The 18,488-nt window shown below is 63.1% G+C and carries 19 protein-coding genes; 6 read left to right on the plus strand and 13 right to left on the minus strand.

Annotation, left to right across the window (positions count from 1 at the left end; genetic code table 11):
* Positions 1 to 76: 76 nt before the first annotated feature.
* A complete protein-coding gene (gene amrA, locus R8L07_15710; GenBank protein ID MDW3206983.1) occupies positions 77 to 643 on the minus strand; it encodes an AmmeMemoRadiSam system protein A in 567 nt (188 codons plus the stop codon).
* Positions 643 to 1,446 carry an AmmeMemoRadiSam system protein B gene (amrB, locus tag R8L07_15715; protein ID MDW3206984.1) on the minus strand — a complete coding sequence of 268 codons (804 nt, stop codon included), beginning with the start codon at positions 1,444 to 1,446 and terminating at the stop codon, positions 643 to 645. Before amrB ends, amrA begins: the two co-directional genes overlap by 1 nt.
* Positions 1,447 to 1,524: 78 nt before the next feature.
* On the opposite strand from amrB, the gene amrS reads away from it, so the two are divergent.
* Positions 1,525 to 2,667, plus strand: coding sequence for an AmmeMemoRadiSam system radical SAM enzyme (gene amrS, locus R8L07_15720; GenBank protein MDW3206985.1), 1,143 nt, complete (start codon positions 1,525 to 1,527; stop codon positions 2,665 to 2,667).
* Between the two features lie 10 nt (positions 2,668 to 2,677).
* Here the strand turns inward: amrS and R8L07_15725 are convergent, their stop codons facing one another.
* Positions 2,678 to 3,649 (minus strand): class I SAM-dependent methyltransferase, encoded by a 972-nt coding sequence (locus R8L07_15725; GenBank protein ID MDW3206986.1) that lies wholly within the window; start codon positions 3,647 to 3,649, stop codon positions 2,678 to 2,680.
* 234 nt (positions 3,650 to 3,883) lie between these two features.
* Here R8L07_15725 and R8L07_15730 point away from each other — a divergent pair, with 234 nt between their 5' ends.
* The gene (locus tag R8L07_15730; protein ID MDW3206987.1) at positions 3,884 to 4,018 is read left to right on the plus strand and encodes a hypothetical protein; all 135 of its coding nucleotides are present in this window, start codon (positions 3,884 to 3,886) and stop codon (positions 4,016 to 4,018) included.
* 12 nt (positions 4,019 to 4,030) lie between these two features.
* Here the strand turns inward: R8L07_15730 and R8L07_15735 are convergent, their stop codons facing one another.
* From R8L07_15735 to R8L07_15745, 3 genes are read right to left on the minus strand one after another with little or no spacing between them, the layout of a single operon-like run.
* Positions 4,031 to 4,750 carry a phenylalanine--tRNA ligase beta subunit-related protein gene (locus tag R8L07_15735; GenBank protein ID MDW3206988.1) on the minus strand — a complete coding sequence of 240 codons (720 nt, stop codon included), beginning with the start codon at positions 4,748 to 4,750 and terminating at the stop codon, positions 4,031 to 4,033.
* Between the two features lie 9 nt (positions 4,751 to 4,759).
* A complete protein-coding gene (gene dtd / locus R8L07_15740; protein ID MDW3206989.1) occupies positions 4,760 to 5,209 on the minus strand; it encodes a D-aminoacyl-tRNA deacylase in 450 nt (149 codons plus the stop codon).
* 14 nt (positions 5,210 to 5,223) lie between these two features.
* Positions 5,224 to 5,805, minus strand: a complete 582-nt coding sequence (locus R8L07_15745; protein ID MDW3206990.1) for a gamma-glutamylcyclotransferase — start codon at positions 5,803 to 5,805, stop codon at positions 5,224 to 5,226.
* Between the two features lie 144 nt (positions 5,806 to 5,949).
* Between R8L07_15745 and R8L07_15750 the strand changes: the two genes are divergently transcribed.
* A complete protein-coding gene (locus R8L07_15750) occupies positions 5,950 to 6,324 on the plus strand; it encodes a response regulator (protein MDW3206991.1) in 375 nt (124 codons plus the stop codon).
* On the opposite strand, the gene R8L07_15755 is transcribed toward R8L07_15750, so the two are convergent.
* Positions 6,321 to 6,785, minus strand: a complete 465-nt coding sequence (locus R8L07_15755) for an Lrp/AsnC family transcriptional regulator (protein MDW3206992.1) — start codon at positions 6,783 to 6,785, stop codon at positions 6,321 to 6,323. The genes R8L07_15750 and R8L07_15755 overlap by 4 nt on opposite strands.
* A gap of 126 nt (positions 6,786 to 6,911) precedes the next feature.
* On the opposite strand from R8L07_15755, the gene R8L07_15760 reads away from it, so the two are divergent.
* A complete protein-coding gene (locus tag R8L07_15760; GenBank protein MDW3206993.1) occupies positions 6,912 to 7,892 on the plus strand; it encodes a DMT family transporter in 981 nt (326 codons plus the stop codon).
* Between the two features lie 116 nt (positions 7,893 to 8,008).
* Complete coding sequence (gene aceB / locus R8L07_15765; protein MDW3206994.1) at positions 8,009 to 9,625, plus strand: malate synthase A; 1,617 nt, start codon at positions 8,009 to 8,011, stop codon at positions 9,623 to 9,625.
* Positions 9,626 to 9,673: 48 nt separating this feature from the next.
* Here the strand turns inward: aceB and R8L07_15770 are convergent, their stop codons facing one another.
* The 6 genes from R8L07_15770 to R8L07_15795 all read right to left on the minus strand — a co-directional run bounded on the left by R8L07_15770 (position 9,674) and on the right by R8L07_15795 (position 17,751).
* Positions 9,674 to 10,504 (minus strand): glycosyltransferase, encoded by an 831-nt coding sequence (locus tag R8L07_15770; GenBank protein ID MDW3206995.1) that lies wholly within the window; start codon positions 10,502 to 10,504, stop codon positions 9,674 to 9,676.
* A gap of 61 nt (positions 10,505 to 10,565) precedes the next feature.
* Positions 10,566 to 12,380, minus strand: coding sequence for a hypothetical protein (locus tag R8L07_15775; protein ID MDW3206996.1), 1,815 nt, complete (start codon positions 12,378 to 12,380; stop codon positions 10,566 to 10,568).
* A 9-nt stretch (positions 12,381 to 12,389) separates the two neighbouring features.
* Complete coding sequence (locus R8L07_15780; protein ID MDW3206997.1) at positions 12,390 to 13,166, minus strand: PP2C family serine/threonine-protein phosphatase; 777 nt, start codon at positions 13,164 to 13,166, stop codon at positions 12,390 to 12,392.
* A 19-nt stretch (positions 13,167 to 13,185) separates the two neighbouring features.
* On the minus strand, positions 13,186 to 13,857 hold the full coding sequence (locus tag R8L07_15785; protein MDW3206998.1) for a VWA domain-containing protein: 672 nt from the start codon (positions 13,855 to 13,857) through the stop codon (positions 13,186 to 13,188).
* A 261-nt stretch (positions 13,858 to 14,118) separates the two neighbouring features.
* Positions 14,119 to 15,009, minus strand: a complete 891-nt coding sequence (locus R8L07_15790) for a sterol desaturase family protein (protein ID MDW3206999.1) — start codon at positions 15,007 to 15,009, stop codon at positions 14,119 to 14,121.
* Positions 15,010 to 15,159: 150 nt separating this feature from the next.
* Positions 15,160 to 17,751 carry an MMPL family transporter gene (locus tag R8L07_15795; GenBank protein ID MDW3207000.1) on the minus strand — a complete coding sequence of 864 codons (2,592 nt, stop codon included), beginning with the start codon at positions 17,749 to 17,751 and terminating at the stop codon, positions 15,160 to 15,162.
* A 94-nt stretch (positions 17,752 to 17,845) separates the two neighbouring features.
* Here R8L07_15795 and R8L07_15800 point away from each other — a divergent pair, with 94 nt between their 5' ends.
* Positions 17,846 to 18,487 (plus strand): ABC transporter substrate-binding protein, encoded by a 642-nt coding sequence (locus R8L07_15800; GenBank protein ID MDW3207001.1) that lies wholly within the window; start codon positions 17,846 to 17,848, stop codon positions 18,485 to 18,487.
* Position 18,488: the final 1 nt, after the last annotated feature.

Consider the following 18,488-nt stretch of genomic DNA (forward strand, 5'->3'; position numbering starts at 1 on the left):
GGGATGGGTACGGTGGGTTGCACCAGATCATAGTGCCCGCTGCGCAGGGGTCAATTCACGCCCCGGCGCAGGTGCTTTAACCGACCTTCACGACCCGGTAGCGCGATGCGGTGAAGTCCGGCGACCAATGGTCCGGCGGCAGACCCGCCTTGCGTTTCAGGTGGGACAGGAATGTCACGGGATCAGGCAACTGATCCCAGACCTGGGGCAGGAAGGTCGCCCGCCGTCCCTTGTCGGCGATGATCAGCCCGTCGACCTTCGGCACCAGTTGGCGCAGCAGGTCCGCCTCGTCCCGGATCAGCATCTGCTCCGGCTCGCTCAACAGGGAGATCGACCAACTGATCTGGCCCATCTCCTCGCGGGTCAGGGGCGGGAAGCGGGGGTCCTTGAACCCGGCCTTGAAGGCGTTTTCCACCAGATCGGCGACCAGCGGGCGGTGCGCCTGCAGCGACCCGATACAGCCGCGCAACTTGCCGCGCTTCTCAATGGTGATGAAGGTCGCCCCCGGGTCCCGCAACTCTTCGGGAAAGCTGTCGACCGTCACATCAGGCGGTTTCCCCTGGGTCACGCCATGGGCCAGGGTTCGCTTCACGAAATCCAGCAGCAGCGGCCCGTGCTTCTCCGCAATCTCCGCCGTGTTCATCAGCGCAGCACCCAACTGCCATAGCCGACGACCCGGGATTTGTCGCCCGCCGTGTCGCCGGAATTGCACAGGCCGACACGCTCAATGCTCATGTCACGTTCCTTCGCAAGATGCAGCAGGCCCGACATCGGGATGCGGCCGCAGGCCTGGTCGCGGCCGATCGCGGCGTGGTCGAAGCGCTCCACCGCCTCGGCGGTCTGCGCGTCCAGTGCATTGCAGGCATCGTAATCCAGGAAATGGCTGAGATCGGTGGAGATCACGATCCGCGTCTCGTCCCCGCCCCACAGCCGCGCCAGCACTTCCGCGACATCCTCCGCCGATGCCTGTCCGACCGCGAAGGGAACCAGTTTCATATGCGGGAAGCAGATCTGCAGGAAGGGCACATGGACTTCCAGGCTGTGTTCCTGCTGGTGGGCGCCGTCATGGGCCAGGACCTGTGGCAGGTCGGACAGACCGTCCAGGGCCGCCCGGTCGATCTCCACCGCGCCGATCGGTGTCTTCCAGTAATCCGCCGTCGTGGTCGCCAGTCCGCGCACAGCAACCCGGTGGCATGGCCCCATGAGAATGATGCGGGATATCCGACTGCGGTCCGGCATCAGGCGGGCATAGGCCTCGCCCGCGCAGGCCCCGGAATACTTGTAGCCCGCATGCGGCGCGATGATGGCCTTCGGCGCCGGCGTATCCTTGCCGATCCCCGCCGCGTTGACGGCGGCATTCACGAATTCCGCCACCGCCCCGGTGAGTCCGCGCGGATCGTTGGGATAGAACATGCCCGCCACGGCGGGCGGTCGGATCAGGGCCATGAATCCTTCGTCCCTTCAAACCATATCTTCTGCTAGTGTAACGCAGTCGTCCTACGGATAGAAGGAGCCCGCGTTCCCATGACCGAAGGCGTCACACTGGAACAGGATGTCATTGAAGGCGTGCCGGCCCGGCATTGGGCGGTGCTGGAGGACGGGCGTATCCGCTGCGAAGTGTGCCCGCGCGAATGCAAGTTGCATGAGGGGCAGCGCGGCCTGTGTTTCGTCCGGGCTCGGCGCGGGGATGCACTGGTCCTGACGACCTATGGCCGGGCGTCCGGATACTGTATTGACCCTATCGAAAAGAAGCCGCTGAACCATTTCCTGCCGGGCACGCCTGTCCTCAGTTTCGGGACGGCGGGGTGCAATCTGACCTGCAAGTTCTGTCAGAACTGGGACATTTCCAAGAGTCGAAAGATGGACCGGCTGATGGACCAGTCGCCGCCCGGCGCGATTGCGGAGGCGGCGCGGCAGACCGGCTGCCGGTCCGTTGCCTATACCTATAACGACCCGGTGATCTTTCTGGAATATGCGACCGATGTCGCGGAGGCCTGCCATGCGGCGGGTATCGCCAATGTCGCGGTGACTGCGGGCTATGTGAAGGAAGGGGCGCGGGAGGACTTCTTCCGGCGGATGGACGCGGTCAATCTGGACCTGAAGGCCTTTACCGAGGAATTCTATCGCAAGCTCTGCACCGCGTCGCTGGAATCGGTGAAGGAAACGGCGGTCTATCTGGTGAAGGAACGCGACGCCTGGGTCGAACTGACGACCCTGCTGATCCCCGGCGAGAACGATGGGGACGAGGAACTGGAGGCGTTGACGCAATGGGTTTACGAGGCGCTGGGACCGGATGTGCCGCTGCATTTCACGGCTTTCCACCCCGACTACAAGATGACGGACAAACCGCGCACGCCGCCGGAGACGCTGCTGCGGGCCCATCGCATCGGACGGCAGGCCGGGCTGAACTATGTCTATACCGGCAACATCCATCATGAGCCGACCGGGTCGACCTATTGTCCCGGCTGCGGCACCAAGGTGATCGGCCGGGACTGGCATCAATTGACGGATTGGAAGGTGGGGCAGGGCGGCCATTGCACGTCCTGCAGCACGCCCATCGCCGGACGGTTCGAACCGAAGCCGGGCAGCTGGGGGCGGCAGCGCAAGCCGGTTCGCCTCGCCGAATTCGCCCGGAAATGGCAGGCGGCCCGGACGCAGCAGCAATGACGTGGAGCCGTCAGGCGCTCTCGATCCCGCGGATCGCGTGATAGCGGTAATAGCGCAGCTTGCCGGATTCCAGGGCCCGGATCAGCATCAGCCAGTATTCCGCCTCGCGCATCATGTCGTTGATGAAGTCGCGGGTCAGGTCCTGCTTGGACAGGCCGGCGACGAAGCGGGACCAGGCCTGCAGCAGCATGGCACGGTACTGCTCCGTCTCATCCTCGGTGATGCGCATGTCCATGCCCAGATTGACCATGAACTTGCGGTAGTCCTCGGCGGTCCAGAGGTTGAACTCACCCGGCTCCCGGGACATCCAAGCCCCGATGGTAGGATGGTCCGCGTCCGACTCGTTGACCACCACGTAATCCGTCAGGATGAAGTGGCCGCGCGGTCGCAGGCTGTTGAAGGCGGTCTGCAGGAACAGATCCTTGCGGCGGAACCGATAGGCACGTTCGCGGCACAGGACGCCGCTGAACCGCCGTTCGGGCAAATCCAGTTGTTCGGGATCGTACAGTCTGACCGGTGCCCGCCGCTCCATGCCGTGCTGAACCGACAGGGCCTGCGCCAGGTCGGCGAGTTCCGGATCGGCCTCATAGCCATCGATATAGGTGCTGAGGTTTTTCGCGGTCTTGCGCGTGCCGCCGCCCAGCCCGGCCGAAAGGTCGATGCTGCTCATCTCATGGTTCAGATTCATCGGCTTCATCAGCCAGGACGTATAATCAGCGCCGCCCGGATGAACGACTTCGTCCTTTTCGTCCAGTTCCCAGAGGCGCCTACAGAAGCTGACGCGTCCCTTTGGCCAGGTTCGGCCGGACTCGTCTTCCTCCGCTTCGTCATCCACCTGAATGGCTAAAGGATTGTCGGGCGTGTTGCCGTATTTCCGTATGAGCAGCGCATTCGGGTCCTCACCCTCCCACCAGGCCTGAAACCGAATGTGAAAGGGTATGTAGCCGTCTTCCGTACGCTTCTTTGTCAAGATCGCATTCACCGCGAGGGTTCCCCACCATGCCCAACCCGCATAACCATGCAGTGACATGGTTAATGTGACGTTAACGCGAACATGTAGCAAACGTCCAGATATCGTTCATCTTGAATAATAAAATTTCTTTGAAACCGTGACCGCCGTCACAGATTTTTGCCCCATTGCGGCCCATTTCTGTTGTCAGAAGGGATGACAGGGATCGCAGGAGCGGACCTTGGGAACCGTAAGAGGATTAAGACAATGACCGACCTGTCATTCGCGCCGCAGCGTAACCGCCGTGTATATCAGCCGCGCCGCCCGGTCATGCGCTTCGCGTTCAGCATCGCATTCTGCTTCGTCCTGATCGGCACGGTCGCCGTCGCTACGGTGATCTAGCGCTGCGGTGAACTAGGCGGGCGTTCCCGGCCTTTCGACAGTCAGGTCGGGGCGGGCGGCATCCGCGATCTGCCAGGAGACCTGCGCGCCGCATTGGTCCTGCCAAAGCGCCGCCAGTTCCTGCGCCGCCGCGTCGACATCGACGCTTCCCAGGCTCTGTATCGTGACGACGGCCCGCTGCGTTGCGGCGGTGATGCAGGACCGTCCGTCCTGATACCAGTTCCAGCGCCGGCAGAGCACCTTCGTTTCGTCTGCGTATACGACTTCACCCGGCTTGGGTGGGTCTTCGCCCTGATCTTCCTTTCCCAGCGGCAGGAAGCTCTCTTCGCCGGTGGCGAAGCGGAACCCGAAATTGCCACGAACATTGTCCAGATCGTCCGCACCGATTGGTGTCAGGTGCCGGATCGAAATGAGATTGTAGGCGTCGACGGGGCGGCTGATCCGCGGCAGGCCACGTCCCTTGACGGCGGAACGCAGCAGCCGCTCGACCGACGACCGATACTTGGTCTGCTTGATCCCGAAATCCCGGTAGGCGCGGCGCCAATCCGATATCGCGGCCAACGTCCCCAGGTCTTCCGGGTCGTATCGTTCCGCGGCCGACGCTTCCTCTTCCGCGATCAGGGCCTGTAGGGCTGCACCGCGATCCATTTCCACCGACAGGTCTCGGGCGACCAGAACCGCAACCCGGTAGCTTGGAAAGGTGTCAAGAATGGGGGCAATCGTGAAGCGCATGGCCGCTCCTCAGGTCGGGTTCCGCCCGTCGAGCCAGAGCGTGACGGGGCCGTCATTGATGAGATTTACCTGCATGTCCGCGCCGAAACGGCCGGTTGCCACCGTCACGCATTCGCTGCGCAGGATGTCTACAAAGTGATTGAAGAGCCTCAGGCCCTCATCCGGCGGCGCGGCATCGGAAAAGCCCGGCCGGTTGCCCTTTCGCCAGCGCGCGGCCAGCGTGAACTGACTGATGGCCAGCACCTCACCGCCGACATCGCCCAGGGCCAGGTTCATCTTTCCCTGCGCATCTGAAAAGACCCTCAATGCCGTGGCCTTACGGGCCAGGAAGGCCACATCGTCGTTGCTGTCACCGGGTTCCGCGCAGACGAAGATCACCAGGCCCCGCTCGATCGATCCGATGGTTTCGCCCTCGACAGAGACCGATGCCCTGCCGGATCGCTGAACAAGCAGTTTCACGAGCAATCCCTTCCCTAGATTCCGGCGCCGGCATCCAGTTCGCCGGTCATCTCCAGCACCCGCGCCAGCAGCGCGTGCAGATGCGGCTCCCGATAGCCATGCTCTTCCAGCGACTTGACGGTGTTGATCAGGTAATCGCGGTTGAGGCCGGCCTCGCCGCGCGCCTGAAGGATGACGCGGGCCGCCTGATCCAGCGGGACGAGCCCGGCAAAATGAGGATGTGAGGGGTCGGCGACGAAGCAATGCGCCGGGACACGCCGACCGTCCGGCAGGTCGACCGGCAGGTGGGCCGGACGATAGGCGTAGCCGCGCAGTTCCCGCTCCTCCAGATAGGCGGCGGTTTCCGGCCAGTCATTGGGGGCCACACGAAACACCATGCCGTCGCAGGCCGCACCGTCGCTCAATGCAAGGCCCAGGACGAGGCCGCGGCATTCCGGTGTCCCCCGATGGTGTTCCGACCAGATACAGAAGCTTCGTGAATAGCCGTGCAGGGTTGCCGGCGCCGATTCAAGATGCGGGAAGCCCGGCCGCCACATCAGCGACCCATATCCGAATACCCAGATCTCACCGTCCTTTGCGGCGGTTTCCGACCACATTTCGACCCCGATGCCTAATCAATCGGTCCGATCAGAAAGAGACGAGCCGCCGGCGTCAACCCGCTTCATGGCGCGAAAGATTGCGTATGCCGGTGAACAGCGATAGACAGTCGTCGGGGCAGGGACATTGGAGCAAGGGTGGCGATGTCTCGCATACTTCTGATTGATGATGACGCACGCACGCGCGATCTGGTGACCGCAATCCTTCAAGGGGACGGTCATGACGTGGACGTGGCGTCGGACGGCGAGTCCGGAATTCAGGCGGCGTTGGCTGGGCCGGCACCGGACATGATCGTGACCGACCTGAACATGCGGGGGACCACGGGGTGGGACGTCGTGCGCCGACTGCGTGCGGAGGCACAGTGCCGATCGGTCCCGATACTGGCGCTTTCAGCCTTCACGACCGCCCAGGATCGGGACGAGGCCTTCGATGCCGGTGTCACTGCCTACCAGAACAAGCCCGTCGACCGCGAGCGACTGCTTGCCAAGGTCACCGAACTGCTGAACGGAAACCGCTAGTCCAGCGGAACGTCGAGGCCCGTTTTCACCGTATCCATCGCAATCGTCGTCTTGAAATGGGCAACGTTGGCGTCGTCGAACAGGGCGCGGCGCGTGAAGGCCTCATAGTCGGTTACGCTCTTCGCGGTGACGATCAGGACAAAGTCGGATTCGCCCATCGTATAGAAACACTGCTGCACCTCCGGCAGCTTGCGCATTCTGGCCTTGAAGCCGTCCACCGCCTGCCCCCGTCCCTTGGTCAGGGTGACGTGAACGATCAAGGTGATCCGGTTTCCGGTAACCGCACCGTCCAGCACTGCAATCTCGCGCCGGATCGCCCCTGCGGCGCGCAGCCTTTTCAGGCGACGTTGAACCGCCGTTGGCGACAGGCCGACTTCGGCACCAATGGCCTCGGTTGTCTGGCGGCAATCCGCCTGAACCAGGGCGAGGATCTTTCGGTCGAATGCATCAATTTCCAGCATGGGAGCAGAATTTCACCATCGTTGTGAGAGATAAAGCCGAAAATCACCGCCGCCGGGGCATGCTTCGCCGCCCTGCGGTTCCGGCCCTGACGTATCAAATGATGTGACGGATCCGGGATCGCGCTTGTGTCGCGATCCCGGTATCACGGGACCGAAATCAGCGTGGCGGATGAGATGACACAAGGCGCAGCACCCATTGCCCCATCGGCGGCTATCGCGGCGGGCATTCCCTGGTCAGGTATTCTGGCCGGTCTGGCCGCGGCTGCAATCTGGGGCGCCTGGCCGGTTGCCTCCCGCTTCGGCGTTCAGCAGACATTGACCCCGATGGACCTGACCATGGTCCGGTTCCTGGTGGCGGGGCTGATTCTTCTGCCCATCGTGCTGCGTCTGGGCCATGGCGGCCTTGGATGGGGACGGGCGATTGTGCTGGCGATCGGTGCGGGGGCGCCCTACATGCTGGTCACCTCCAGCGGTTTCACCTTTGCCCCTGCCGGACACGGTGGATTGATCATTCCAGGCTTCATGCTGACGACGTCGACCCTTGTGGGCTGGCTCATCCTGAAGGATGCGCCCGATCGCAAGCGATGGATCGGTCTGGCCATCGTCCTGTCGGGCGTTGCGACCATGGCCAGCGCGGCCGTCATGGATAGCACGGGTTTCGATGCGTTGTGGAAAGGGCATCTGCTTTTCGCCGGCGGCGGGCTGCTATGGGCCAGCTATACGGTGGCCAGTCGCAAATGGACGGTTGCGCCGTTGCACGCGACGGCACTCGTGTCGGTGATCTCGCTTGTCCTGTTTGCGCCGGTTTATCTGGTTCAGCGCGGAACGGCCTTCCTTCAGGCGCCGCTTGGAGAACTTCTGTTCCAGGGGCTTGCCCAGGGTGTGTTCTCCGCCGTTCTGGCGCTCCTGTTCTATACAAAGGCCGTGGCGGTACTGGGCGCAGGGCGTGCCGCCGTCTTTGGGGCGCTTGTCCCCGGGCTGGCGGCCCTCTTCGCCTATCCGGCGCTGGGAGAGATCCCATCGATGCGGCATCTGGTCGGTCTTGGTCTCGTCGCTTCCGGCACCGTCCTTGCGCTGGGTCTTTTGACGCGCCGCCGCAAAACCTAGACTGCGACAAGACTTCCTTTTTTCGGGGCTTGGAAACCGTTCCATCTGTCGGTAACGTCAGTGGAATGCTGCACTGCAGAAATTTTCGACAAAGCCAGCCCCGGGGAGTTGAAACCATGACCGATACCGACCTTGCCGCCGCTGCCGACGGCGTCCGCCTGACCGGCGAAATGAAGCCGGGTTACGCCGACATTCTGACCGACGAGGCCGTCGGCTTTGTCGCGACCCTGGAACGCAAGTTCGGCGCACGCAGGCGGGAGCTTCTGGCCCTGCGCGAGCAGCGACAGGCCCGGATCGATGCCGGTGAACTGCCCGATTTCCTGTCGGAGACGGCCGAAATCCGGAATGGGGACTGGAAGATTGCACCCCTGCCGGAAGATCTGAAGGATCGCCGCGTCGAAATTACCGGTCCGACAGACCGGAAGATGGTGATCAACGCCCTGAACTCCGGGGCTTATGTCTTCATGGCGGATCTGGAAGACTCCAATTGCCCGACCTGGGACAATATGATCGGCGGTCAGATCAACCTGCGCGACGCAATGGCTCGCACCATTGCCTTCGAGGATCCGAAATCCGGTAAGTCCTATGCGTTGAAGGACAAGACGGCGGTCCTCCTGGTACGGCCCCGCGGCTGGCATCTGGAGGAGAAGCACATTCTGGTCGACGGGCAGCCGGCGTCCGGCGGCATCGTCGACTTTGCCCTGTATTTCTTCCACAATCATGCGGAGGCGAAGGCGCAGGGCACCGGCCCGTATTACTATCTGCCGAAGATGGAAAGCCACCTTGAGGCTCGATTGTGGAACGACATTTTCGTCGAGTCGCAGCGGCTTCTGGGGGTTCCACAGGGCACGATCCGCGCAACCGTCCTGATCGAGACCATACTCGCGGCCTTCGAAATGGACGAGATCCTGTATGAACTGCGTGACCATTCGGCCGGGCTGAACTGCGGGCGCTGGGACTACATTTTCTCCATCATCAAGAAATTCCGTCGCAATGCCGATTTCGTCATGCCGGACCGGTCGCTGGTGACGATGACGGTCCCCAACATGCGGGCCTACTCGTTGCTGGCGGTCAAAACGTGCCACAAGCGGGGCGCGCCCTGCATCGGCGGCATGGCCGCCCAGATCCCGGTGAAGGGCGATGAAAAGAAGAATGCGGAAGCCTTCGCCAAGGTGAAGGCGGACAAGGAGCGCGAGGCGAATGACGGCCATGACGGCAGCTGGGTCGCGCATCCGGGCCTCGTTCCGGTCGCGCTGGAAGCATTCAATGCGGTCATGAAGCAGCCCAACCAGATCGACCGTCAGCGCGACGATGTCACGGTCAGTGCCGCCGATCTGCTGGCCGTGCCGGAAGGCGCAATCACCGAAGCCGGCGTACGCATGAACATCCAGGTCGGCGTGCGCTACACCGAGGCTTGGCTTGGCGGCAATGGCTGTGTGCCGCTGTTCGACCTGATGGAGGATGCGGCAACGGCGGAGATTTCCCGGGCGCAGCTCTGGCAGTGGGCGCAGCATGGCGCAAAGACCGCGGAGGGCACCGTGTTGACCCGCGAGTCCGTGTCTCGAATGATCGCCGAGGAAATGGACAAGATTCGTGCGGAAGCCGGCGGTGATCTGTCCGGTACCCGTTTTGAACAGGCGGGGAGCCTGTTCGAGGAAATGGCGCTGGCGGAAGACTTCCCGACCTTCCTGACCCTGCCGGCCTATGAAATGGTCCTCGGATCGGGTGGCTGAGTGACATGGCGGGGCGGCGTCGGATCCTGACACGTCGCCCCGTTTCCTTCAGCCTTCGGGGGCGGTCGGGGAGAGTTCCCTGGACGCCGCCTCCTTCAGGCGCTCCGCCGCAATCCACTTTAATCGGTGGACATGGGCGTCATTGTCCGGATTCAGACGGTAATAGGCGGTCGCCTTGCGGGCTTCGCCGGCGCGGAAATGACGCTTCAGAGCATCGAAGACCAGCCGGTCCGGCGGCAGATAAACGCCGTCCTTCTTGCCTGAGATGGACCAAAGCCGCAGGATCGGTTCGCAGGCAACCTTGTCGATCATCAGACAGTTCGGATCTACGAACCCGCCCAGCGCCTTTGCATAGACGCCGCGATCCGGCCCGACGGATTCCCAACGGTCGATGCAGCCGGGCTTGTCGGTTTCGGGATCGACATACCAGCGAAAGCCGTATGCCCAGTCCTTCCCCTTGATCGCGTTGCGCAGATGAAAGAGATGCTGATTGTGCAGCCAGTTGTCGTCATCCAGATAGGCGACATGGCGGCTGTGCGCCAGATAGCTCATGACGGTACGCATGGCGCCGCAATCCATCGCCGCGTGCAGGCCACCGTTCCGGTTGGATGTTGAATAGCCCGGATCCACGATGGTGATCGCCACATTGTCCGGACACTGACGATGAAGGCCCGTCAGCATCTCCCGGTCTCCGTCGACGTCGCCGTCAACCCCGATCAGGATCTGGATGCGGCCTGCATCGCGCTGGGAGAAGACGGAATGTACCGCCTGGGGTAGGGTTTCCCGAAGCCGTGTCGGGATAACAACCGCGGCATCGAAGCGGGTGCCATTTTTCGCCAGACCGTGCGACCGCACCGCCGATTCCTGAACGTCCATCATCAGGCATTACCGATTTCTTGTCGTAACAGCCCGGATGTTAACAGGAATGATGTGCAAAGGGCTATCCGACTTGCGGGGCGGGCGTCAGGAAGCCTCCAGCGGCGGAACCGATGGTCCGTGTCCGCTTCGGCGCGGGTTTGATCCGAACGCCCGATCCATCTGATGCACGTAGGCTGACAACGACACGGTGGTCCGGTTGATCGAAGGGAAAGGTGGTGGTGCCGCGCAGGCGCTGGGCGGGCAGGGAAAGTAGGATCGTGCCGGTCAGGTCATCCACCAATGTCAGGGCCGGAACACGGCCCGGCTTCTCCACTGTGACCTGCAGCCTGGCAGCGCGAAGGCCGTGCCAGCCACCCTCGACGCGGTAGGCGATGGCGATTGGTGAAGCGGTTGCCGCGGCGGATGGTTTTGGGACGCTGGCGGTCTCGGTCGGCGCAGCAATCGGCGGGGTGGGAAGTTCGGGGACAGGACAAGCAGGGGCAGGGGGGATCGCCAGCGCCGCCTCCGCGATCCGCCGAACGAAGTCCGGAACAGCCTCGCCTTCCACGCTTTCGTGCAGGAACAGCTTGCCATTGAGGAGTTGCGGCAGGTCATCCGCCAGGGCCGCCAGTCCACGAATGTCATCCGGCGTCCGCGACAACGCCGCCTGCCACTGATCCAGGGCGTCGATCGCGCCGCGAAGTTCCTTCATCCGATCGTGGAGATGGGTCAGGTCCGCTACGCGCGACAGGATGCTGTTTTCGACCCACAGGTCGACCGCCATCCTGGTGTCGCCGCGGGCAAGGGCCCTTTCGAAGGCGAGGATCAGCGGCGCGAACGGATCGCGCGGGGTGGGAGAGGCCGGAAAGGGGTCCGGCAGCCCGGCGTCAACCCTGGCGCACCAGGGACAGGATGACAGCGCCGCATCCCGGTGGTGATGCGGCTTCTTCTCACAGGTTTCCAGGTCGGCGAGTGCGTGGCACAGGGCTTCCTGCCATTCGGAGGCGCTGGGCCGGGCATCCGGATCGGCATGACCCGCGATGAACGCGCGCCGGAACAGCGATGCCAGGCCCGGGGCCAGTTCGTCCGGCGCCACCATGCCCGGGACCGGGCGCAGTTTCGATCCGGGCCGGAAGGGCCAGTCACCGCTGCGGATCAGATGATCGCGGGGCGGTGGATCGCCGGCCCCCATCCACTCGCCGGTCCAGGGATGCGCGCCGGTCAGCAACTGATGGATCAGGACGGCCAGTCCGAACCGGTCCGAACGCCGATCGCGTGGTCGATCCGAAAAGCGGCGACCGATCCATTCCGGCGGGGTATAGCCCTCGCTGCCGACGGGGCAGAGAAAGGGCACTCCGTCGCGTCCCGAGATCTGGACGGAATCGCAATCGATCATCGTTGCCAGGGCGCGATCGCCGACCAGGATGTTCTCCGGACGGACATCGCCTATGACGATGTCCCTGTCATGCAGGTAGTCGAACAGGAACGCCACATTGGCGGCGACGGCATGCAGGAAATGCCAGTCCATCTCCGCCGCGCGCCGGGCACGCAGCTTCGGATTGCTCAGGGCCGTCAGGCTGCGCGCATTGGCCACGGCCGGCATGATCGTCCCGGCAGCCTCACCAGCCGCATTCCAGACTGTCGAGACGGGCCAGGCAAAGTTTACATGGCGGCTGTCCAGCGACGGATCGTCCGGTGCGAGCCCTGGCAGAACCGACAGCTTTGCGCGCAGTCGGTCATTCGGTGCGTGGTGCAGCTTGACCAGGCGCCGCTCGTCGTTGGCATCCCGGAAGACGGTGGCTTCACCACTGTCGCCGATCCGGTCGCCCAGTGACAGGCGTTGTCCGTCATCGTCGAACAGGTCGGGCCTTCCGCGGGAAGTGAGGAGGGTAGCCATCGCGCCGCCTCAGCCGTCCAGCCCGCGCCAGCCGCAGACCATCAGCATCAGATCGTCCTCGACCTTTGCCGACAGTCGTTCGGACCCCAGGAATTCGCGAATGCCCTCATGGACCTCCATCGGGCTGTCCGACTGGCAGGTAAATCGGTCGATGGGTGAGAAAAACGGCGCGTGCGGTGTTCGGGCACGATTGTCGACGGATACGGCTGCCAAGCCGTCGGTGGCGGCGCTGACGAAGCGAACGGGACCTTCGAGCGACCGTATCCGCAGCCGGTCGGCGGCGTCGCCATCCGTCACGAAACTGGTCTCGTTCACATATTCGCCGCGATCCGGCTCGATCAGCAGAGTGTAGTCCTGCCGGGACAGACGGGCGACGACAATGCCGTCGCCGATCTGGCCGACGGTCACACCGTTCGGCGCCATTGCAACCACGGTCAGGGTGCAGGCCAGGTCTTCGTAACTCAGCCGGTTGTCGTTTGCGGTGGCGCGTACCGCCGATTGAACCGCCTCAAGCAGCCCATCAAACAGCCGTTCCGACGGGAGGCTGCTGACGGCGCCATGCAGTCCCGGTGCCTCCGCAATGCGGCTTCGAATCCAGGGCAAGGCTGCATCCACGGCGGCGCGTGCGCCAAGATGGCTGTGCCTGGCGGAGCCGGCCCCATCCGCGAAGGCGGCGATCACGGTGTTCTCGTCCGGTAATGTCAGACGGCCGAAATCCTGGCACGGAATGCCTGCGCGGCGGTGCGAGGCACCTTGCCGGTAATCCAGGGCCGCCATCCAGGACATCTCCGTCGTTCCTCCGCCGTCAGGGGTGAATTTCCGCCCAGCCGTGAACCGGCGGCAGCGCAAGGGTTTCGCCGCCGACGCGGCTCATGGAAACGCGCCGCACACTGGCAGAAAGCCACCGGAACAAGTCCCGGAACTTGAGGCCCTGAAGCATCAGCGGCGGGCGGTTCGGGGAGGCGATTTCCCGCAGGATATCCATATCGGCCCCCTGCACACCGACGGTAAAGAAGGTCGCGCGGCCCATCAGGTCAGCTTCCTGCATGCGCATGGCGGCGTGCTGCCAGGATTCGCCGTCCGTCGGCGCGCCGTCGGTGATCAGGAAGATCCAGGGCCTGTAGTAGTGGATCCCGTTTGACCGGTAGACCGCCTTGCGGGCCTCGACCATTCGTAACCCGAGGTCCAGCGCCGCCCCCATCGGGGTGTTGCCGGACGCTTCCAGCAGGGGGGGACCCAATTCGTCGACCGTCACGAAATCCTGCACCATCCGGACCTCGCCTCCGAAGGCGACGATGGACAGTTCCACGCGCAGACTAGCCAGTTCGTCACACAGAATGTGGTGCTGGAAGGCCCGAAGGCCGGCATTCAGTTCCGCGATCGGTTCGCCGCGCATGGACGCAGATGTGTCCAGCAGCAACGCTACCGGACAACGGTTCTCCGGATTATGAACGAACTCGGGAAGGCCAAGTCCCATGTCGTCTTGTCCCGTCTTTCGATATTCGCCAGATACGCAACGGATTCGCCTGCCAGGGTGAGGTTGCGCCATTATCGACTCGCCGATTCTCTCAGCAAGTTTTGTGCCAGCATAACAAGTTATTTTAGATATTGAACAGGTAATGTTGGAAAAACAAAGTCAGCGAATCCCTATCGATACATCGGAGACCTTTGGTCTATCCGAAGTCGCCAGGGATTCGTCATGACTTGATTTTCGTCCGCCGCGGAGGGGCGGCGGGAATCACGCGGAACCGGCCGTGCTTGCGTCCGAGGTGGCCACCGGGGTCTTGCGCTCGCTGCGGAACGGTTGCGCCAACTGGCCCAGGAAGTTCTTCGGCATCGGTCCGTCGATGCCGATATCGACCGGCGGACGGTAGGACGCGTTGTAGTAGGTCCCGAACATCAGATCGAACAGGACAATGTTCTCGCCGTAGTTCTTGTTGCCCTCACGCAGATCTTTCGAATGGTGGAACCGGTGCAGGGCGGGCGTGTTGAACACGTAGGACAGCCAGCCGAAACGCATGTCGACATTGCAATGGGTCAGCATGCCGATGAAGGCGGTGGTCGCACTTGTCAGCTTGAAGACCTCGATCGGGGCCCCGGCCAGGAACAGCAGCGGCTGGCTCAGCACGATCGACACAGCCGTGTCGACGAAATGGAATCGTCCGGTGTTGATGAAGCTGAGCCGGGTCGCACTGTGGTGAACCGCATGAAAGCGCCAGAAGAACGGCACTTCGTGTGACAGACGGTGCGCCGTATACAGACCGGCCTCAATGATGACCAAGCCGAGCGCGACCTGCAGCAATAGCGGCCATTCGGTCGGCCAGATGTTCAGGCCGGATTCCGCGAAATTCTCGGCAAGCCCGAAGACGGCGCCGACCACGATGAGAACCTGCGCGACGCCTTTGCTGAGCGCCGTATGCGCGAGGTCGACCATGATCTGGCCATCGTTCTTCAACCAGCTCCGCTCGTAGGGCAGCGCGCGCTCCGCAAAGAAAAGCACCACGGCGAGTCCCAAATAAGCGATGTTGAACAGCAGAAACCCACTGTCGTTCCGAACGCCGTAAATCGTCGTGCCGAGGCAAAGTGCGAGGAGGCCGGGCCAAAGTCCGTACCGAACCAACATAGTCATTTTCTGTCGCATCCGGGATCCGTCGCCGACTGAGCGTGAGTGAAACCGACAACGGGTAATGCCGGTCAAACAGTTAAGGCCGCCCACGATGACGTGTGCGGTGCAGCGAGGTATGTGTTACGAATCGACGTAGATTTCAAGTCAGTAAGTTTAAATTTGTCGCATATCCCCGCTTGTTTTGCCGAACCAGGCAAGGAGCGCAGGCAGGACGATCATGGTCGAAATCATGATCGCGATCATGGCGGCGGCAAGCAGAAGTCCCATTCCGGAAATCCCTGAATTGTTTACGATTGCCAGGGTTGCGAAAGAGACAAGGGTGGTGCCGCCGCTCAGCAAGACCGCGCGCGGCGTTGAGGATCGCAGCACCGCCGCAAGATCCCGCTCTTCACGCCATCGTGCCACAAAATGAACACCGTTATCGACGCCGAGGCCCAGAATTAGCGGCAGAACGATCACATTGGCGACATTGAACGGGATTCCCGCCAGGACCCCGAACGCCGTGGTGGCGGCCCCTGCCAAGATCAGGGGTATCAGGACCAGAACCGCATCGCGAACGCTGCGCAGCCGCCAGAACAGGACGATGAAGATAACCCCCAAAGCTATGGCGACGGCCTGCTGAAAGGCGGCAACGACAATTCGACCTGTCCCGGCCTCCAGGACCGGCCGGCCAGTGGCATCCGGATAGATGGTGGTGACGCTTTCGACAAAACGTCCCAGGGCCTCATAGTCCCGAAGGTCATCCCCGGGCAGGACAGCGATGCGCACACCGCCATCCGCCGCGACATAGCGGTCGACCATGTCCTGCGGGATGTCGTCCATCCCGAAAATCTGGGCACCAAGGGCATCCTTCAGGCGCGCCAGGGTGATGGTGAGAGGCGCGGCCAGTCGATCGTTCAGCGCCTGTGCATCCGAAGCGTCCAGCGCGGAAAGGGCGGATTTCAGCCGGGATGCGGCCTCCTGCGGCAGGTCATCCCATGCCATGGTCTTCAGCTTCTGCAGGGCATCGGCGGTCTGATCCGCGTCCGGCGGGTCGGCGCGGTCGGCGGGATTGAGGGCGGGCCACAGGAAAACAGCCGCCTCCTCGATCATCGCCTGCTTCAACTCGATGTCGGCTGGGACGAGGTCTTCCAGCGTCCGGACGCCTGCAACTTCCGGCAGGCCCTGCAGACGGTTTGCCGCTTCCCGCGCCGCGTCACGGGTCTCGAACGGGATCGAGAGTGTATAGGGGGTGATGGCCCCATCCTGCTGCAAATCCAGAAGAGTCTGAACGGATTCGGAATGCGGGTCCTTGAGCGCAAGCGTATTGAAATCGAACTCCGCGCGAAGGGAAATGGCAAGACTGGCGACCGCCAGGACAAGTGCAGCGGCGGTGATCCACCGGAAGCGCCGATTGATCCAGGCGCCGATAGCAGCGCCGCCCGGCATGCGGGCATGGGCGCCGCCCGGCGTTTTCAGCAGACTCATCAGGGCAGGCAGGACGGTCAGACTTGCGACCAGCGCCAGCACCATTCCTGCCGCGGCAATCTGGCCGAGTTCCGCAAGGCCCCGATATTCGGTCGGCCAGAAGGACAGGAAGCCGACGGCGGATGTCACAGCGCACAGGCCCAGCGACCCGCTGCAACTCGCCGCCGCGCGCGCCGCGGCCAGCGGCCCGACCCGGCTCTCGCCGGCCTCCTCGCGGAAGCGCATCGCGAAATGGATGGCAAAGTCGATCCCCAAGCCGATGAACAGAACGGAAAACACAATCGACAGCAGGGTCAGCGAACCGACCGCGAGGGTGGCGAAGCCGAAGGTCCAGGCCAGGCCGCAGAGCAACGCCCCGAAGCAGGCCAGAATGGCCCGCCAGGACCGAAACCCTAGGGTCAGGACGATCGCAAGCAGCAGTAGGGACAAGGCACCGGCCGTCTGGATGTCCGACACCGCATGCGTCATTTCCTCCTTCGATAGTGGTCCGCGGCCGGTCAGCCGCAGATCGATGCCGCGCTCGTCGAATTGCAGCGTCTCGGCAGCGGCGCGGATCAGGGCGGTACCGTCGCCGCCGACGTCGCTTTCCTCTCCATCGAGCCTGCCTTGCAGCAGCACCACGCGGCGGTTGGATGCCAGGTCCGGTCCCAGGGCGAAGCGCGCCCAGGAAACCGTGTTTGGTGCATCCTCGACGGTCTCCTGCGCTGCTGTTGCGATCATATCCGCCAGCGCCGTGCGTGCCTGCAGCACGTCCGGCTGGCCGTCGGAGAATGCGCGACTGCGTTCCGCCAGGTCCGCAATGCCGCGCAGACTGGGGTCGCCCGCCAGAATGGCAATCGCGGCCTCGGCCCGGGCGAGGCGATCAATCGCTTGTTCCAGCGCATCCGGCGTGAGATAGAGCAATCCGTTGCGGCGGTGAAACGGCTCCGCGCCGGGCGTACGGATTGCATGAAAGACACCGTCGCCGGTTTCGCGCAGCCTTTCGGCCAGCGCGGATTGCGCCGTTTCTGCGATTTCGGGACTTGGCGCGTCGATTACGGCGATATTGGTGCGCCGATCATAGGTAAAGCGCTGCTTGTAGGCGTTGTAATTCTGCAGGAAAGGCACATCTTCCGGCAGGAGAGCGTAAGCGTCCGGGTTGAGAGCCAGAAAGCGCCCCGCGCCCAGTACGGACAGCACAGCGATCAAGGCCGCCGCTGCCAGCACAGGCCAGGGTCGTCGCGCCGAGAACTCCGACAGCGACGTCATCCAGCGGCGAATTGGACTGTTGGAGGCCATTATCTGGGGTTTCCGCAGGTTCGGACGTTTGGTTTCATTCGCGAGGCACGATACAGGAATAAGCCCGCGAACCAACATCTAGGAGTTATGGTTCATGTCAGTTGCTTTCGGTACCCTGTCCCGCCGCCTTTTCCTGTTGGCCGCAGCCGGCGCCGTTGCTGCGATCGCCGCAGGACCGCTTCGGGCCGCGAACTCGACATCAGAGCCGGCTGAGATCGTTGCCGCTCTGGGCCAGGATCTGGGCGATCTGGCGAGCAATTCCGGGACGATGACCGGGGCAGAGCGGCTGGACGCGGTGTCCGGTTTGCTGAACCGGTATTTCGATCTGCCGAAAATTGCGGCCAACACGATCGGTGCTCGCCGGTTTCGGGGCCTCAGCGAGACGCAGCAGGCCGACTTCATCGACGCCTATACCCGTTTCACGGTTGCCAGCTACATTCGGCGACTGCCGCAGTTCGACGCGTCCGGCTTCTCGGTGGGCTCGATCAGCGAGGGACCGGCTGGACTTTCGGCCGTACGGGCGACCTATAGCGGTGCGGATTCGCGGGATGCGGTGCTGGATTTCGTGCTTTCCGAAACGCCGGCCGGGTATCGCATCGTCGACCTGCGCATCGACGGCGATATCAGCGAACTGGCCGTGCGCCGGTCGGAAGTATCGAAGGTCCTTGACGAAAAGGGGTTTGACGGTCTGATCCTGTTGCTGCGGGAACGCACAGCAGCGCTGTCGGAAGGGTAAT

Source organism: Alphaproteobacteria bacterium, assembly GCA_033344895.1.
GTDB lineage: Bacteria > Pseudomonadota > Alphaproteobacteria > UBA8366 > Aestuariispiraceae > Pacificispira.

What these genes read in the sequence shown, in the direction of transcription:
- amrA (MDW3206983.1), bottom strand. Translation starts at nt 643, where the DNA reads ATGAACACGGCGGAGATTGCGGAGAAGCACGGGCCGCTGCTGCTGGAT.
- amrB (MDW3206984.1), bottom strand. Translation starts at nt 1,446, where the DNA reads ATGGCCCTGATCCGACCGCCCGCCGTGGCGGGCATGTTCTATCCCAAC.
- amrS (MDW3206985.1), top strand. Translation starts at nt 1,525, where the DNA reads ATGACCGAAGGCGTCACACTGGAACAGGATGTCATTGAAGGCGTGCCG.
- R8L07_15730 (MDW3206987.1), top strand. Translation starts at nt 3,884, where the DNA reads ATGACCGACCTGTCATTCGCGCCGCAGCGTAACCGCCGTGTATATCAG.
- R8L07_15735 (MDW3206988.1), bottom strand. Translation starts at nt 4,750, where the DNA reads ATGCGCTTCACGATTGCCCCCATTCTTGACACCTTTCCAAGCTACCGG.
- R8L07_15745 (MDW3206990.1), bottom strand. Translation starts at nt 5,805, where the DNA reads ATGTGGTCGGAAACCGCCGCAAAGGACGGTGAGATCTGGGTATTCGGA.
- R8L07_15750 (MDW3206991.1), top strand. Translation starts at nt 5,950, where the DNA reads ATGTCTCGCATACTTCTGATTGATGATGACGCACGCACGCGCGATCTG.
- R8L07_15755 (MDW3206992.1), bottom strand. Translation starts at nt 6,785, where the DNA reads ATGCTGGAAATTGATGCATTCGACCGAAAGATCCTCGCCCTGGTTCAG.
- aceB (MDW3206994.1), top strand. Translation starts at nt 8,009, where the DNA reads ATGACCGATACCGACCTTGCCGCCGCTGCCGACGGCGTCCGCCTGACC.
- R8L07_15770 (MDW3206995.1), bottom strand. Translation starts at nt 10,504, where the DNA reads ATGATGGACGTTCAGGAATCGGCGGTGCGGTCGCACGGTCTGGCGAAA.
- R8L07_15775 (MDW3206996.1), bottom strand. Translation starts at nt 12,380, where the DNA reads ATGGCTACCCTCCTCACTTCCCGCGGAAGGCCCGACCTGTTCGACGAT.
- R8L07_15780 (MDW3206997.1), bottom strand. Translation starts at nt 13,166, where the DNA reads ATGTCCTGGATGGCGGCCCTGGATTACCGGCAAGGTGCCTCGCACCGC.
- R8L07_15785 (MDW3206998.1), bottom strand. Translation starts at nt 13,857, where the DNA reads ATGGGACTTGGCCTTCCCGAGTTCGTTCATAATCCGGAGAACCGTTGT.
- R8L07_15790 (MDW3206999.1), bottom strand. Translation starts at nt 15,009, where the DNA reads ATGACTATGTTGGTTCGGTACGGACTTTGGCCCGGCCTCCTCGCACTT.
- R8L07_15795 (MDW3207000.1), bottom strand. Translation starts at nt 17,751, where the DNA reads ATGGCCTCCAACAGTCCAATTCGCCGCTGGATGACGTCGCTGTCGGAG.
- R8L07_15800 (MDW3207001.1), top strand. Translation starts at nt 17,846, where the DNA reads ATGTCAGTTGCTTTCGGTACCCTGTCCCGCCGCCTTTTCCTGTTGGCC.